The 16,122-nt window shown below is 68.5% G+C and carries 15 protein-coding genes; 6 read left to right on the top strand and 9 right to left on the bottom strand.

Going from position 1 to position 16,122, the window contains the following annotated elements; translation table 11 throughout:
• Positions 1-88 precede the first annotated feature (88 nt).
• From pdxH to BBX35_RS18405, 3 genes are all read right to left on the bottom strand, one after another.
• Positions 89-724, bottom strand: a complete 636-nt coding sequence (gene pdxH / locus BBX35_RS18415; protein WP_067223181.1) for a pyridoxamine 5'-phosphate oxidase — start codon at positions 722-724, stop codon at positions 89-91.
• Positions 725-885: 161 nt separating this feature from the next.
• Positions 886-1,746 carry a universal stress protein gene (locus tag BBX35_RS18410; protein ID WP_067223178.1) on the bottom strand — a complete coding sequence of 287 codons (861 nt, stop codon included), beginning with the start codon at positions 1,744-1,746 and terminating at the stop codon, positions 886-888.
• 19 nt (positions 1,747-1,765) lie between these two features.
• Complete coding sequence (locus BBX35_RS18405) at positions 1,766-3,250, bottom strand: SulP family inorganic anion transporter (RefSeq protein WP_067223175.1); 1,485 nt, start codon at positions 3,248-3,250, stop codon at positions 1,766-1,768.
• A gap of 430 nt (positions 3,251-3,680) precedes the next feature.
• Between BBX35_RS18405 and dnaK the strand changes: the two genes are divergently transcribed.
• From dnaK to BBX35_RS18380, 5 genes are all read left to right on the top strand, one after another.
• A complete protein-coding gene (gene dnaK, locus BBX35_RS18400) occupies positions 3,681-5,603 on the top strand; it encodes a molecular chaperone DnaK (RefSeq protein WP_067223173.1) in 1,923 nt (640 codons plus the stop codon).
• 228 nt (positions 5,604-5,831) lie between these two features.
• Entirely contained in the window at positions 5,832-6,707 is an 876-nt protein-coding gene (locus BBX35_RS18395; protein ID WP_067223170.1) for an FkbM family methyltransferase, read from the top strand.
• Positions 6,707-7,831, top strand: coding sequence for a molecular chaperone DnaJ (gene dnaJ / locus BBX35_RS18390; protein WP_067223167.1), 1,125 nt, complete (start codon positions 6,707-6,709; stop codon positions 7,829-7,831). The genes BBX35_RS18395 and dnaJ overlap by 1 nt, the downstream gene beginning before the upstream one ends.
• A 40-nt stretch (positions 7,832-7,871) precedes the next feature.
• Complete coding sequence (locus tag BBX35_RS18385) at positions 7,872-8,276, top strand: VOC family protein (RefSeq protein WP_067223165.1); 405 nt, start codon at positions 7,872-7,874, stop codon at positions 8,274-8,276.
• 112 nt (positions 8,277-8,388) lie between these two features.
• Entirely contained in the window at positions 8,389-8,994 is a 606-nt protein-coding gene (locus BBX35_RS18380; RefSeq protein WP_083206426.1) for a class I SAM-dependent methyltransferase, read from the top strand.
• Here BBX35_RS18380 and BBX35_RS18375 read toward each other — a convergent pair.
• On the bottom strand, positions 8,976-10,730 hold the full coding sequence (locus BBX35_RS18375) for a SulP family inorganic anion transporter (protein ID WP_083206425.1): 1,755 nt from the start codon (positions 10,728-10,730) through the stop codon (positions 8,976-8,978). The two genes, BBX35_RS18380 and BBX35_RS18375, sit on opposite strands and share 19 nt — an antisense overlap.
• A 250-nt stretch (positions 10,731-10,980) precedes the next feature.
• Here BBX35_RS18375 and BBX35_RS18370 point away from each other — a divergent pair, with 250 nt between their 5' ends.
• Positions 10,981-11,631 (top strand): LysE family translocator, encoded by a 651-nt coding sequence (locus BBX35_RS18370; RefSeq protein ID WP_067223963.1) that lies wholly within the window; start codon positions 10,981-10,983, stop codon positions 11,629-11,631.
• 20 nt (positions 11,632-11,651) lie between these two features.
• Here the strand turns inward: BBX35_RS18370 and BBX35_RS18365 are convergent, their stop codons facing one another.
• The 5 genes from BBX35_RS18365 to phnD form a co-directional block, all read right to left on the bottom strand.
• Positions 11,652-12,164 carry a cupin domain-containing protein gene (locus BBX35_RS18365; protein WP_067223160.1) on the bottom strand — a complete coding sequence of 171 codons (513 nt, stop codon included), beginning with the start codon at positions 12,162-12,164 and terminating at the stop codon, positions 11,652-11,654.
• A gap of 107 nt (positions 12,165-12,271) precedes the next feature.
• The gene (gene phnE, locus BBX35_RS18360; RefSeq protein ID WP_067223159.1) at positions 12,272-13,087 is read right to left on the bottom strand and encodes a phosphonate ABC transporter, permease protein PhnE; all 816 of its coding nucleotides are present in this window, start codon (positions 13,085-13,087) and stop codon (positions 12,272-12,274) included.
• Between the two features lies 1 nt (position 13,088).
• Complete coding sequence (gene phnE / locus BBX35_RS18355) at positions 13,089-13,901, bottom strand: phosphonate ABC transporter, permease protein PhnE (RefSeq protein WP_067223156.1); 813 nt, start codon at positions 13,899-13,901, stop codon at positions 13,089-13,091.
• 3 nt (positions 13,902-13,904) lie between these two features.
• Positions 13,905-14,723: a phosphonate ABC transporter ATP-binding protein gene (phnC, locus tag BBX35_RS18350; RefSeq protein ID WP_067223154.1), complete on the bottom strand. Its 819-nt coding sequence runs from the start codon at positions 14,721-14,723 to the stop codon at positions 13,905-13,907.
• Between the two features lie 135 nt (positions 14,724-14,858).
• Positions 14,859-15,833 (bottom strand): phosphate/phosphite/phosphonate ABC transporter substrate-binding protein, encoded by a 975-nt coding sequence (phnD, locus tag BBX35_RS18345; RefSeq protein ID WP_067223152.1) that lies wholly within the window; start codon positions 15,831-15,833, stop codon positions 14,859-14,861.
• Positions 15,834-16,122: the final 289 nt, after the last annotated feature.

The raw sequence follows: 16,122 nt of genomic DNA, 5'->3' as shown, positions 1-16,122 counted from the left end.
CCGGCGACCGCATCGGGTTGCTGGCGGGATAACGGCCGGGCCTGGAAAAGGTTCCGTGCTCTCTTCGCAGAAAGGGAGAAAATTCCGCTTACGGGTAGAGGCGCTGGGTCGCCCAGCTCCCCTCGGGCCGCTCGCGGCGGAAGACGTGGCGGTCGTGCAGGCGGAAAGGCCGGTCCATCCAGAACTCGATATAGACCGGGCGGATGCGGAAGCCGGTCCAGTAGTCCGGGCGCGGCACCTCGCCGATGGCAAAGCGCGCGGCCTGTTTCGCCACGGCCTTTTCCAGCGCGAAGCGGCTTTCCAGCGGCCGCGACTGCTGGCTCGCCCAGGCACCGATGCGGCTGTCGCGCGGACGGGAGGCGAAATAGGCGTCCGCCTCCTCGGCGGTCACGAGCTCGACCGGCCCGCGAAAGCGGACCTGGCGGCGCAGCGACTTCCAGTGCAGCACGCCGGCGGCCTGCATGTTCTCGGCCAGCTCGCCGCCCTTTTGCGACTGGGTGTTGGTGTAGAAGACGAAGCCGTTCTCGTCGAAGCCCTTGAGCAGGACCATGCGCACGTCCGGCAACCCGTCGGCGCCGGTGGTGGCCAGGGCCATGGCGTTCGGGTCGTTCGGCTCCTTGGTGCCGGCCAGCTTCAGCCACTCGCCGAACAGCGCGAAGGGATCGCCCGCCGCGACCTGCGCGTCCAGATCGTCCCGCCCTGCCGTTTCGCTCTCGCTGCTCATGGCCTCGTGCCTCTCCCTGTCAGGATCCGTCGGACAGCGGGACGTCCCGCCCTCGATGCCTTATATCGCAGCCCGGCGGCTTTTCCAGTCGTGCGAAAGGCTCCGACCCGCGGGCGCGACAGCGCATCGCAGGGACGCCGGAACAGGACGAGACAATTGACCTAGCGGAACAGCAGGACCGGGATCTTGCAGGAGCGGATCATCTCCGTCGTCGTCGAGCCGATGATCAGCGAGCGGATCCGCGAATGGCCGTAGGCACCCATCACCAGAAGATCAATGCCCTCGCGCTCCACCGCTTCCGAGATCACCGTCTCCGGCTGCCCGGACCGCATGCCGGCGGTGACGGCGAAGCCGCCGCCGCGCAGCATCGCCGTTGCCCCGTCCAGGCTGCGGCGCAGCTCGGGCGTCTCCTGCCCGACCATCAGCAGGTGGCAGTCGAGACCGGAAAGGATGGTGCTGCGGGCGATGTGGTCGACCGCCTTCAGCGCGCTGGTGCCGCCGTCATAGGCGATCAGCAGGCGCTTGATCGGGCGGAAGGCGCGCGCGGCCACCAGGATCGGCTTGCGGGCGCTGCGGGCGATCCGCTCCAGATTGGAGCCGAGATGCAGCTTGGCGAAATCAGCGGCCTCGCCGCGCTTGCCGATGACGACGAGATCGGCATCCGCCTCCATCTCGGCCAGCGTCTCGACCAGATCGCCGGAGCGCAGCCGCGTCGTCACGTCGGCCACGCCGGCCTCGTCCAGCACCTTCGCCGCATCGTCGAGGATCGCCCGGCCGCGGGCCTTGGCGAGCTTCGCTGCCTGGGCATCGAGCTCGGCCAGTTCGTTGAGCAGCGCCGTACGGGCGCCGAGCGCAATGTTGCCCGAGAGGTTCGCCGCCCCGCCCTCGGCCTGGCGCCGGCCGAGCACATGCAGCAGCTCGACGCGCGCGCCCTCGCCCGCACGCGCTGCAATCCAGGCGGCGTGCTCGCAGACGCTGCGGGAATAGACGGAGCCGTCCACCAGCGCGATCAGTTTCGTCATGGGGTGTCCTCCGCTCGGCTCAATGGCCCATCAGGCGTTCGAGCGCGCCCGGCTTGTCGTGGATGGCGAGCTGGTCGACGATGGTCTCGCTCGCCTCGTTGATGCCGACGATATCGACCTCGGCGCCCTCGCGGCGGAACTTCAGCACGACCATGTCGAGCGAGGCCACCGCCGAGATGTCCCAGATATGCGCCCGGCTGACATCGATGATCACCTTTTCCAGCACCTCGCGGAAGTCGAAGGCATTGGTAAAGGCCTCGGCCGAGGCGAAGAACACCTGCCCCTCGACCACATAGGTGCGGGTGCGCCCGTCTTCCGACAGGCTGGAGGTGACGCGGAAGATCTGCGCGATCTTCCAGGCGAAGAAGATGCCGGACAGCAGCACGCCGATCAGCACGCCGATGGCGAGATTGTGGGTCAGCACCACGCCGGCCACCGTCGCCACCATGACGATGGAGGAGGAGCGCGGATGGTCCTTGAGGTTGCGGATCGAGGACCAGCTGAACGTGCCGACGGACACCATGATCATGATCGCCACCAGCGCCGGCATCGGGATCCGCCCGACCCACTCGCCCAGCACGACGATCAGGAACAGCAGGATGGTGCCGGCCGCAAAGGTCGACAGGCGCCCGCGCCCGCCCGACTTCACGTTGATCATCGACTGGCCGATCATGGCGCAGCCGGCCATGCCGCCGATGAAGCCGGTCGCCGCATTGGCGATGCCCTGGCCGATGCATTCCTGGTTCTTGTCGCTCGGCGTGTCGGTGAGATCGTCGACGATGGCCGCCGTCATCAGCGATTCGAGCAGGCCGACCGCGGCCACGCCCGCCGAATAGGGCAGGATGATCAACAGCGTCTCGAGGGTCAGCGGGATGTCGGGGATCAGGAAGACCGGCAACGTATCCGGCAGCGCGCCCATGTCGCCGACCGTGCGCACGTCGAGCCCCAGCGCCAGGGTGATCGCAGTCAGCACCAGGATGCAGACCAGCGGCGAGGGAACCGCCGTCGTCAGGCGCGGAAACAGGTAGATGATGGCAAGACCGGCCGCGACCATCACATAGGTCAGCCAGGTGACGCCGATCAGCTCGGGCAGCTGCGCCATGAAGATCAGGATGGCGAGCGCGTTGACGAAACCGGTCATCACCGAGCGCGAGACGAAGCGCATCACCGCGCCGAGCCGCAGCAGGCCGGCGAGGATCTGCAGCAGGCCGGCCAGCACGGTTGCGGCGAGCAGGTATTGCAGGCCGTGCTCCTTGACCAGCGTCACCATCAGCACGGCGGTGGCGGCCGTTGCGGCGGAGATCATGCCGGGGCGGCCGCCGACGATGGCGGTGATCACCGCGATGGAGAAGGAGGCATAGAGGCCGACCTTGGGGTCGACACCGGCGATGATGGAAAAGGCGATCGCCTCGGGAATGAGGGCGAGTGCGACGACGAGGCCGGCCAAGAGGTCCTTGCGGACATTGCCGGTCCAGTCCTGCGCATAGGAGGACAGGGAAAACATCAGGCCATCCGGTCTGGTGCCGGGCAGCGCGCCGGGGCGCCGCCATGCAGACGGGTTCTGGTCGAGAAGGGGCGGGCGGCATCCGCAAGGGCGGCCAGTGAGGCGCGAGGGATGCAGGGCCACCCTTCGGCGGACTACGTAGCGGCACTTCTACGGAGGTTTGCGCTGCATTGCAATATCGGCCGAGAGGCGCCATTTCCCTGGAAGGCGCAGGCGACTCGCAGCCGGTGGGCGGCACGATGCAGGACGGATCTGCCCGGCGCGCCAGCCTTGCGATGCGCAAGCGCCCAACATATATAGCGGTCACGTTCTGCCGACGTGTTCCGACATGCGGGCCCGCCCCGCGGCCGGTCCGTCACCATGAACCGAAAAGAGGGGCCGGTCCGATGCCGTAACGGGTCCGACCGGCTTGCTGGAAAGAGAGGGTAATATGGCAAAGGTCATCGGTATCGACCTCGGCACGACCAACTCGTGCATCGCCGTCATGGACGGCAAGACTCCCAAGGTTATCGAGAATTCCGAAGGCGCGCGGACGACCCCGTCCATGGTCGCCTTCAACGACGACGGCGAGCGGCTCGTCGGCCAGCCGGCAAAGCGCCAGGCGGTCACGAACCCGACCGGCACGCTCTTCGCGGTGAAGCGCCTGATCGGCCGCCGCTACGAGGACCCGACCGTCGAGAAGGACAAGAAGCTCGTCCCGTACAACATCGTGCGCGCCGACAACGGCGATGCCTGGGTCGAGGCGAGCGGCGAGAAGTATTCTCCCTCGCAGGTGTCCGCCTTCATCCTGCAGAAGATGAAGGAAACCGCCGAGAGCTATCTCGGCGAGAAGGTCGAGCAGGCGGTCATCACCGTTCCGGCCTATTTCAACGACGCCCAGCGCCAGGCCACCAAGGATGCCGGCAAGATCGCCGGTCTGGAAGTGCTGCGCATCATCAACGAGCCGACGGCGGCAGCGCTCGCCTACGGTCTCGACAAGAACGACGGCAAGACGATCGCGGTCTATGACCTCGGCGGCGGCACGTTCGACGTGTCGATCTTGGAGATCGGCGACGGCGTCTTCGAGGTGAAGTCGACCAACGGCGACACGTTCCTCGGCGGCGAGGACTTCGACATGCGCCTCGTCGACTACTTCGCCTCGGAGTTCAAGAAGGACCAGGGCATCGACCTGAAGAACGACAAGCTCGCGCTTCAGCGCCTCAAGGAGGCGGCCGAGAAGGCCAAGATCGAGCTGTCCTCGTCTTCGCAGACCGAGATCAACCTGCCCTTCATCACCGCCGACGCCTCCGGGCCGAAGCACCTGACGATGAAGCTGACCCGTGCCAAGTTCGAGAGCCTTGTCGAGGATCTCGTCCAGCGCACGATCGAGCCGTGCAAGGCCGCGCTCAAGGATGCCGGCATCGCCGCGGGCCAGATCGACGAGGTCGTTCTCGTCGGCGGCATGACCCGCATGCCGAAGATCCAGGAGGTCGTGACCACCTTCTTCGGCAAGGAGCCGCACAAGGGCGTGAACCCGGACGAGGTCGTGGCCATGGGCGCGGCGATCCAGGCCGGCGTGCTGCAGGGCGACGTCAAGGACGTGCTGCTGCTCGACGTGACCCCGCTGTCGCTCGGCATCGAGACCCTGGGCGGCGTCTTCACCCGTCTGATCGATCGCAACACGACGATCCCGACCAAGAAGAGCCAGACCTTCTCCACCGCCGAGGACAACCAGACCGCAGTGACGATCCGGGTGTTCCAGGGTGAGCGCGAGATGGCGGCGGACAACAAGATGCTCGGCCAGTTCGACCTGGTCGGCATTCCGCCGGCGCCGCGCGGCGTGCCGCAGGTCGAGGTGACCTTCGACATCGACGCCAACGGCATCGTCAACGTGTCGGCGCGCGACAAGGGCACCGGCAAGGAGCAGCAGATCCGCATCCAGGCCTCGGGCGGCCTCAGCGACGCCGACATCGAGAAGATGGTGAAGGACGCCGAGGCGCATGCCGACGAGGACAAGAAGCGCAAGTCGCTCGTCGAGGCCAAGAACCAGGGCGAGGCGCTCGCCCACTCGACCGAGAAGTCGCTGAAGGACTACGGCGACAAGGTCTCGGCCGACGAGAAGGGTGCCATCGAGACGGCTCTGGCCGACCTCAAGACGGCGCTCGAGGGCGAAAACCTGGAGGATATCCAGGCCAAGACCCAGGCGCTGGCCGAAGCCTCGATGAAGCTCGGCGAGGCGATGTACAAGTCGGCGCAGGCGGCCGAGGAAGCCGGCGAGAACGCGTCCGGCGACGACGCCTCCAAGTCGGATGACGACGTGGTCGACGCGGACTTCGAGGAAGTGCGCGACGACGACGACAAGAAGTCCGCCTGACCTGACTGACCGGCGACGCGGTCTCCCTTCGCGGGACACGCCGCGCCGCCGGCCCGCCGGAGCGCCCATGTTCCGGCCGCCAAGAACTGCAGGTAAGGGCAGCGGGCCTTTCGTCCGGCTGCCCTTGCCCTTATTCAAGGGACGTTGATCCGGTCGCTCCCTGCGGCCGACCTTCCCGCCGCCGGGTCCTGCCGGCGCGACCAAGACGCTGGAGAGTGACATCCGGGCATGAGGCAGCCGACGCTCGAACCGCCATACGGCACCCATGCGTTGCCGCCGCTCGGCAGGGCAGCGCGCCGTCTTGCCGGCATGCTGCCGGGCAATCGGCTCGGCCGCATCGGCGTGTCGCTGCTGCGCCGGATCGTGACGCGCGGCAAGCCCGGCCCGTTCGACGTCGAGGTCTTCCCGCAGATCCGCGCCCGGCTCTACCCGGCCGGCAACCGCTGCGAAAAGCGCGCCGTCGCCGGCCCGCAGCTGTTCGACCGGGCCGAGCGCGAAGCGCTGCGCGAGGCGTTCGCAACCTCCCCCTCCAGCCCCTTCGTCTTCCTCGACCTCGGTGCCAATGTCGGCCTCTACAGCCTGTGGATGGTCAGCGTCGCGCGCGAGCTGTCGCGCGAGGTGGTGGTGCTGGCGGTGGAGCCGGATGCCGGCACGCGGTCGCGGCTGGAGGCCAATATCGCGGCCTCGGATGCCGGCGACAGCGTCATGGTGGCGGCCTGCGCCGTCGGCGAGCATGCCGGGCGCGGCGCCATGCTGGCGCATGAGGGCAATCGCGGCGAGCACCAGGTGCGCGCCGCCGGCGAGGGCGAGACCGACACGTTCGAGATCCTGCCGATCCACGAGATCTGCGCCCGGCGCGGCATCGTCCGCATCGACGCGATGAAAGTGGATCTGGAGGGCCACGACGAGGCGGCCTTGCACGGCCTGTTCGCGGCGGCGCCCGCCGGCCTGTGGCCGCGGATGATCGTGGTGGAAGCCGGCAAGCGCGAGGAGCTGCCCGCCGTCGTCCGCCTGTGCCTCGACAACGGATACGAACTTGCCAGCCGCACGCGGCTGAACGCCCTGCTGCGCCTTCGCGCGGGGCGAAGTGATGGGACATCCTGATGGAAAAGCGCGACTACTACGAGGTTCTGGGCGTTGCCCGCGACGCCGACGGAACGGTGCTGAAGAGCGCCTACCGCAAGCTCGCCATGCAGTATCACCCGGACCGCAATCCGGGAGACGCGGAGGCGGAGAACCGCTTCAAGGAAATCAGCGAAGCCTACGACACGCTGAAGGACGAGCAGAAGCGCGCCGCCTATGACCGCTTCGGCCATGCCGCCTTCGAAAACGGCGGCTTCGGCGGCGGGCGCGGCGGCGGCCCGGGCGACTTCGCCTCGGCCATGTCCGACATTTTCGACGAGTTCTTCGGCATGGCCGGCGGACGGCGCGGCGGGCGCGACCGGGGTGCGGACCTGCGCTACAATCTCGAGATCTCGCTGGAAGAGGCCTTCGCCGGCAAGACCGTGGAGATCGAGGTGCCGACCTCGATCACCTGCGAGACCTGCACCGGCTCCGGCGCCAAGCCCGGCAGCTCGCCGACCATCTGCCGCATGTGCGGGGGCTCGGGCCGGGTGCGCGCCTCCCAGGGCTTCTTCACGCTGGAGCGCACCTGCACCGCCTGCCAGGGCCGCGGCCAGGTGATCTCCGACCCCTGCCCCGACTGCCAGGGCGCCGGCCGCAAGACCGTCAACCGCACCCTGTCGGTGAACATTCCCGCCGGCATCGAGGACGGCACCCGCATCCGTCTCGGCGGCGAGGGCGAGGCCGGCCTGCGCGGCGGCCCGTCCGGAGATCTCTACATCTTCCTGTCGATCCGCCCGCACGCCTTCTTCCAGCGCGACGGCGCGGACCTTTACTGCCGCGTGCCGGTGTCGATGACGACCGCGGCGCTCGGCGGCCAGTTCGAGGTGCCGACGCTCAGTGGCGAGACCATGCGGGTCAAGGTGCCGGAGGGCACCCAGACCGGCAAGCAGTTCCGCCTCAAGGGCAAGGGCATGCCGGTCATGCGCTCGCAGCAGTTCGGCGACGCCTATATCCAGGTGACGGTGGAAACGCCGACCAACCTGACGCGCCGCCAGCGCGAGCTGCTGGCCGAGTTCGAGCAGGAATCCTCCGGCGAGACCCATCCCGAATCGAGCGGCTTCTTCTCCCGGGTGAAGGATTTCCTCGACACGCTCGGCAAGTGAGCGGGCCGATACGGCAACCGGGCAAGGCAAGGAGCCGGCGATGTTCTGCTATGCGACACTCGGTACCAGGGACCTTGCCCGGGCGATCCGCTTCTACGATGCGGTGATGGACATCCTCGGCGAACCTCGCTGCTGGAGCGGCGAGACCGGCGCCTCGTGGGGCTCCTTCGACGATCCGGCGCGCGGCGCGCTGGTGGTCGGTGCGCCGTTCGACGGCGCCCCCGCCTCGGTCGGCAACGGCGTGATGCTGGCCTTTCGCGCCTCATCCGAGAAGATGGTTGCAGACCTCCATGCCGCAGCGCTTGCCCATGGCGGCAGCGACGAGGGCGCGCCCGGACCGCGTCCGCAATACGGCCCCGCCTTCTTCGGCGGCTATGTGCGCGACCCCGACGGCAACAAGCTCGCCTTCGTCTTCATGCGGCCGGACAAGACGGGCGCCGATTAAAACCGGCCGAAGACGTTGGCCTTGCCTTGATTTCACCACGGGCACGGCCCACTTTCGCAGTCGAAGCAGGTTGCCGGCCAGCCTCTACGTTTCAAAAGGGATGGATTTCAGCATGCTCGACGTTTCCGCCCGCAAGGTCAAAGGCCTGTCGGCCAAGCTCGCCGACGAGTTCCGCTTCCTGCGCAACTGGGCGGAAAAGCCGCTGACCACCGGCGCCGTCAGCCCCTCCGGCCCCGACCTGTCCCGCCGCATGGCGAGCTTCGTGGAGATCGAGCGTCCCGGCCCGGTCCTGGAGCTCGGCCCCGGAACCGGCGTCGTCACCCATGCGATTCTCGAGCGCGGCATTCCGCAAAGCCGCGTCATCGCGCTGGAATACAGCGACGATTTCTGCCGCCTGCTGGCGCGCCGCTACGGCGACATGGCCATCGTCAAGGGCGATGCCTACCGGCTGCGCGACACGCTGGCCGATGTGGAGCCGGGCACGCTGGCGAGCGTCGTTTCCTCCATGCCGCTGTTCTCGCGGCCCAAGGAAGAGCGCCGCGCGCTGCTGATGCAGGCCTTCGAGCTGCTGCAGCCCGGCGCCCCGTTCATCCAGTTCTCCTATGCCCTGGTGCCGCCGGTCGCACCGGAGCCGGAGCTCTTCTCGGTGCAGCGCAGCGGCTGGATCCTCAAGAACCTGCCGCCCGCGCGCGTGTGGGTCTACCGCCGCACCTCCTGAGCGCTCGGCTCCGCCTGCAGCATCGCCAGCGCCGCCTCCACATCGGCGGCGAAGGTGACTTTCGGCGCCTGAACGCCCTGCGCCTCCAGTGGGCGGCGCAGGCTCTCCTCCAGACCGCACAGAACCACCGCAACGCCGCGGCGCGAGGCCTTGTCGACAAGGCCCGCGACCGTGTTCGCGCCGGTTGAATCGAGGAAGGGCACGGCCGAGAAATCGACCACCAGCGCCCGGTGCGTGTCGGAAATGCTTTCCAGCACCGAGCCGATGGACGAGGCCGCGCCGAAGAAGAACACCCCCGTGATGCGATAGACGATGATCTGCGGATCGGCCGCCGCCCCGTCATAGGGCAGGCCGCCATCGGCGCTGGTGTCCGCCCGGTCCTCCGAGACCAGCGGCAGACGGCGCACGCCGGCGATCTGCGACATGCGGTGGATGAACAGCACCGAGCCGAGCGCGAAGCCGGTGACGATGGCCTCGGTCAGGTCGCGAAAGATCGTCAGCAGGAAGGTCACCGCGAAGACCAGCGCATCGCCGCGCGAGGTGCGCAGCAGCACCGCAATGGCGTGGCGCTCGGCCATGTTCCAGGCGACGACAGCCAGCAGGCCGGCAAGGCTCGCCAGCGGAATGTAGGAGGCGAGCGGCGCGGCCAGCAGCATGAAGGCCAGCAGGAACAGGGCGTGCAGCATGCCGGCGACCGGGCCGATGGCGCCGGCGCGCACATTGGTCGCGGTGCGGGCGATGGTGCCGGTGACGCAGAAGCCGCCGAACAGCGCCGAGCCCATATTGGCGACGCCCTGCCCCACCAGCTCGCAATTGGAGCGGTGGCGGCGCCCGCTCATCCCGTCGGCGACCACCGCCGACAGCAGCGATTCGATGGCGCCGAGCAGCGCGAAGGAGACGGCCGCCGGCAGCACCGCGAGGATCTTCTCCATCGACAGGGCCGGCAGGGCCGGCACCGGCAGCCCGCTCGGGATGCCGCCGAAGCGCGAGCCGATGGTGGCGACCGGCAGACCGGCTGCCCAGGTCGCCAGGGAGGCGAGCACGATGGCGATCAGCAGGCCCGGCCAGTGCGGCCGCCAGCGCTTCAGCACGAGGATCACGGCGATGGTGCCGGCGGCGAGCAGCGCCGCCGCCGGGTCGAGGTCCGGCAGGGCCCGCCACAGCACCGGCAGCTTTTCCAGCAAGGGACCGGGCTCGGGCCCGTCCAGCGTCAGGCCCAGCAGATCCTTCACCTGCGAGGCGAGGATGATTACCGCGATGCCGGCGGTGAACCCGACGGTCACCGGCCAGGGAATGAACTTTATATAGGTGCCGAGCCGCAAGGCCCCGACGCCGACCAGGATCAGGCCCGACAGGAAGGTCGCCAGGATCAGCCCGTCGACGCCGTGCTGCATCACCGTCGCGGCGACAAGCACGATGAAGGCGCCCGCCGGCCCGCCGATCTGGAAGCGGCTGCCGCCCAGCGCCGAGACGAGGAACCCGCCGACGATGGCGGTGTAGAGCCCTTGCGCGGGCGTGACGCCGGAGGCGATGGCGATCGCCATCGACAGCGGCAGCGCGACGATGGCGACCGTCAGTCCGGCGACCGCGTCGGCGCGCAGCGCCGCAAGGCCGTAGCCTTCCCTCAGGACGGTGACGAGCTTGGGGGTGAACAGGGCGGCCGGGTCGAGGGCGGCCGAAGCGGATGCGGAACGGTGCGCCGCTTGGTTGCGCGCATCCTGTCCGGTGGCGGTCATCGCGGATCTCGTGTGTCGGGAGGCCCGCCCGCGCGGGCGTCTGGTTGGTTGCCCAAGCATCGGCCCTCGCCCGGTGACCACGCAATACGCACAATTGCTGAGCCGCAGGGCCGCCCATCCTGACCGGCAAGCGAAAGAACCTCACGGCCGGCTGAAGCGAAACCGCTTGGCCAGTCGGCACAGCCGTGCCATCCCTTGGCGGACGATGCTCCGCGCGCCAGCGGACGCCGCTTTCGCCAGGATGCTGCCGATGGATCCGCTTTCCGCCGTTCTCGCCTTTTCGCTCGCCGCCGCGCTGCTCACCCTGACGCCCGGCCTCGACACTGCGCTCGTGCTGCGCACGGCCGCCGTGGAGGGGCCGCGCCGCGCCATGCTGGCCGGCGCCGGGGTCTCCACCGGCGTGCTCGCCTGGGGGCTAATGGCCGCGCTCGGCCTCGGCGCGGTGCTGGCGGTCTCGGAAACCGCCTACACCGTGCTGCGGATCGCCGGCGCGCTCTACCTGCTGTGGCTCGGCTTCGGCATGCTGCGCGCCGCGCTTTCCGCGGAGCGGGCACAGAAGCTCGCGGCAGCGGCAAACGCGAAAGGCAAGGGCACCACCAGCGGCCGCGGCTGGTTCTGGCGCGGGCTGCTGACCAACCTGCTCAACCCCAAGGTCGGCGTGTTCTACATCAGCTTCCTGCCGCAGTTCACGGCAGAGGGCGTGCCGGTCGTCGCCTTCAGCGTCGGCCTTGCCGCGATCCACGCGACGATGGGCACCGCCTGGTTCGCGCTGCTGACGCTGGCAACGCGTCCCGTCGCCGGCCTGCTCAGGCGCCCGGCGGTCACCCGCACGCTGGACGGGCTGACCGGCGCGGTGCTGATCGGTTTCGGGCTGCGGCTGGCGCTGGAGCGGCGAGACTGACCCGCCGCCGCCCTCGCGGCTTACTCTTCCCCGTCCCAGTAGTCGACGGCGCTGTCGGTGCGAAGCGACAGCGCGACACGGCGCGCCGTCTTGTCGCCGCCGGGAGCCGCCCCGGCGAACACCGTGACCTTGCCGCTGTCGGGATATTCCATCACGTCAGGCTCGTTCATCGTGCTGACCGCGAGATAGCGCAGCGGCTCGTCCGCTCCGGCGATCAGCTGATGCGCGGTTTCCGGCCCGCCGGCCGGGCAGACGACGACATCGCCGCCGGCAACGGAATGGCGCTTGTCGCCATAGCGCAGCGTGCCGGAGCCCGACAGGATCACGAACATCTCATCGTTGGCGTGGTGGCAGTGGAACGGCCAGGCCTTCTTGCCGGCCGGCACTTCCACATAGCGCGCCCCGAGCCGGCGCGCGCCGAGCGGTGCCGCGATGGAGGCGAAATGCGCCTCGAACGTCTCGCCGTGGGCCTGGGCGACGCAGTCGAGATCGGCGAGCCGCAGGACGGGTGGGTGAACGGGCGTGTCGGCCATGGGCGAACCTCCGGATGCGATGGTGCGGGTCGGGGCGCTGCCGCCCCGACCCCCATCCATAGCCCCGCACGGGCGGTGCCGGAAAGCCCGCCCGCCTGCCCCGTCCGTCAGATGATGGCGTGGCGGACCTTGGCCGACACCCACTCGCTGAACACGACCGTCGCCAGGATGACCAGCAGGATCGTCGTCACCTGCGGCCAGGCCAGCACGGCGAGCGAGGCCTGCAGCTGCAGTCCCAGACCGCCGGCACCGACCAGGCCCAGCACCGCGCTCTCGCGGATGTTGATGTCCCAGCGGAACACCGAGATGCCCCAGAAGGCCGGCGCGATCTGCGGCCAGTAACCGTAGTTGAGCAGCTGCGCGCCGCTGGCGCCGGTCGCCTGCACCGCCTCGATCTGCGTCGCCTCCGTCTCCTCGATGGCTTCGTAGAGCAGCTTGCCGACGAAGCCGATGGAGCGCAGCGCGATGGCGATGATGCCGGCGAGAAGGCCCGGCCCCAGGATCGAGACCAGCAGCAGCGCCCAGATCAGCGAATTGATCGAGCGCGAGGCGACGATGATGAACAGCGCGATGGGCCGGGCGATCATCAGGCTCGGCGTCGTGTTGCGCGCGGCCAGGAAGGCGATGGGCGTGGCGATGGCGACACCGAGCATGGTGCCGAGCGTCGCCATGTTGATCGTGTCCCACAAGGGCCAGATCAGCTTCTCGATATAGCTCAGCCGCGGCGGGAACATGCGCGAGCCGATGTCGGCCGCCTGCTGCGGCGCGTCCGTGACGAAGTACCAGATCGTGTCCTTCGTCATCACTTGCCAGCACCAGACGGTGAGGGCGACGAACACGAACCATGCGGCCCACAGGCGCAAGGAGGCTTGCGGGGTGCGGCGGAGCCAGACCGGGCCGCTTTCGGTTTTGATCACCGGCATGTCACTGCACCCACTTGCGGATATAGCTGGAGGAGTATTCCGCGAACATCACCACGGCGATGATGATCAGCAGGATCGCTCCGGCGCTGTCGTATTCGTAGCGGTCGATGGCGGTGTTCAGCGTCGCGCCGATGCCGCCGGCGCCGACGATGCCGATCACCGCGCTCTCGCGGAAATTGATGTCGAAGCGGTAGAGCGTCAGGCCGATCAGGCGCGGCATCACCTGCGGCTGCACCGCGTAATTGACCAGCTGCCACCAGGACGCGCCGGTGGCGCGCACCGCCTCCGCCTGCGCCTCGTCGATGTCCTCGATGTCCTCGGCCAGCAGCTTGGCCAGGAAGCCGATGGTGGCGAAGGACAGGGTCAGGAAGCCGGCGAAGGGGCCGAAGCCGAACATGGCGACCAGCAGGATGGCGATGATGATTTCCTGCAGGGCGCGGCTCGCCGCGATGATGCCGCGGCAGATGTAGTAGACCGGGCGCGGGGCGATGTTGCGCGCCGCGCCGATGCCGATGGGCACGGAGATCAGCACGCCGGCGACCGTCGCCGTGACCGTCATGGTCAGGCTCTCGATCATGCCGGCGCTGATGTCCTTCCAGCGGCTGGTGAAGTCCGGCTGCAGGAAGCCCTGGACGAAGCGCCAGCCCCGGTCGAGACCGTCCCAGACGCGGGCCCAGTTGACGTCGACCGAGCCGATGGCCAGCACAAGATAGACGACGATGACGGTGTAGATCCCGTAGCGCCAGCGCGGGTCGGGGATCATCGTCGCCGGGCGGCGCCAGCGACGGGGATAGGCCTTTGCGGTCGCGCTCATGGCTCAGACCATCCCGGCCATGCGTTCGGCCGCGTCGCGCTCGGCGTGGTCGTCCTCTTCCGCCGCGCGGCGCATGGCTGTCCAGTCCTCCTCGCCGTAGATGCGGGTGAGCACGCCTTCGTCGAGCAGGTCCGGCGTGCCGTCGAAGACGATCTGGCCGGCCTGCAGGCCGATGATGCGCTGGGTGAACTGCTGGGCCAGCACCACGTCGTGGATGTTGATGATCGCCGGCAGGCCGCGCTCGGCACAGATCTCGACGATCAGGCGCATGATCTGGCGCGAGGTCTTGGGATCGAGCGAGGCGGTCGGCTCGTCGATCAGCAGCAGCTCGGGATCCTGGGCGAGCGCACGGGCGATGCCGACGCGCTGGCGCTGGCCGCCCGACAGCGCGTCGGCGCGCTTGTCGGCATGGTCGATCAGGCCGACGCGGTCGAGCAGGCGGAAGGCGTTCTCCACGTCCTCGCCGGGAAAGCGGCGCAGGAAGGAGCGCCAGAAGCCGACATAGCCGAGGCGTCCCGACAGCACGTTCTCCATCACCGACAGGCGTTCGACCAGGGCATATTCCTGGAAGATCATGCCGATCTGGCGGCGCGCCCGGCGCAGGCCGCCGGCCGGCAGGCCGGTAATGTCGAGATCGTTCAGCAGCACCCGCCCCTCGCTCGGCTCGACCAGGCGGTTGATGCAGCGGATGAGGGTCGACTTGCCGGCGCCGGACGGCCCGATCAGGCCGACGACCTGCCCCTTCGGCACGGTGAAACTGACCGACCGGAGGGCCTTGTCGCCGGTCTTGTAGGTCTTGGTAAGCGCTTCGACTGTCAGCATGCGGGGATCCGGGGAGAGAGGGCCTGTGCGGCCGGGTCTGCCGGGTCAGGGCAGCGCGCAAGGGGCACGGACGGGGCGCGGGAGAGGATCCCCCACACGCCCCGTCCGGCCGGTCACGGTGTTACCGTTCATGCCTTACTGGCAGTTGTAGGAAACGTCGTTCGCCTCGTCGATCTGACGGATGACGGACCAGTTGTCCTTGAAGGTGATCGGGATGAACTGCGCCTCGCCCGACTTGGAGAACTCCTTCTCCAGCGACGAGCCTTCCCACTTGAAGGTGGCGAAGCCTTCCTTGATCTTCTCCTGCAGCTCCGGCTTCAGGTTGTAGGCAACGCCGTAGCCGGTGGTCGGGAAGGTCTGCGACTTGTAGATGCTGACCACCTGCTCGGGCTTGATCACCTCGCGCTCGATCATGCGATGCATGACGGAGTTGGCGATGGCGGCCGCCGGATAGTCCTTGTTGGCGACGCCGAGCACCGAGTTGTCGTGCTTGCCGGAGAAGGCCGGCTCGTAGTCGGTGCCGGAGACGAGGCCGTACTCGGCCTTCAGCAGCGCGGACGGCGCCTTGAAGCCGGAATTCGAGGTCTCGGCGGTGAAGGCCAGGGTCTTGCCCTTGATGTCTTCCGGCTTCTCGATGCCCGAGCCCGGATAGGTGATGATTTCCATCTCGTAGCCGAAGCTGCCGTCGGCCTTGGCCATCATCGTGAAGGGGCGGAAGCCGGCGCAGGCGACGGCGAGCGGGTTGGATCCGGTGTTGAAGCCGGCGATGTGCAGGCGGCCGGCACGCATCGCCTCGATCTGGGCGGCGTTCGACTGGACCGGGAAGAACTGCACCTTCTTGCCGGTGACGCTTTCCATATGCGCCAGGAAGTCGGCCCAGGCCTCGGCATAGACGGCCGGGTCCTCGACCGGGGTATAGGCGAAGATCAGCGTCGAGGGATCGATCTGCTGCGCCGGATCGGTCGGGATGTCGGCGATCAGGTCGCCGTCGGCATCGGTGTAGCGGCTGTCGAGCTTGAATTCGGCCTGCGCGGGCGTGGCGGCGATCAGGCCGGCAAGCAAGGCGGCAACGCTCGCCGCACCGGCGAGCTTCGTCAGGTGAATGGTCATCTATGTTCCTCCACTGGGGCGCGATCTGCATCCGTTCTGGACCGGATGTCTGTTATGCGTCCTGCGTGAAGGCTGGATGACAATCTTAGCCGCGTCAAGACCTTGAGGCGGCGAAGTTTCCTGTAGGGGATGCACCTCGCGGCGACCGTCCGCAGCGCTGCCGCCGCACGCCGGGTTCCGCGCGCAAGGCCGGGCCGGAAAGCGGCCGGGACGATGCAGGACCCGAGGTCGGATTGCTTCGCCCTGCCGCGCACCGCACCCCGATCCCGGCACCCGGCCTCGCCTCAGG

The sequence above is a fragment of the Stappia indica genome, assembly GCF_001696535.1.
Classification (GTDB): Bacteria; Pseudomonadota; Alphaproteobacteria; order Rhizobiales; family Stappiaceae; genus Stappia; species Stappia indica.
This window is presented reverse-complemented; position numbering and strand designations above follow the sequence as displayed.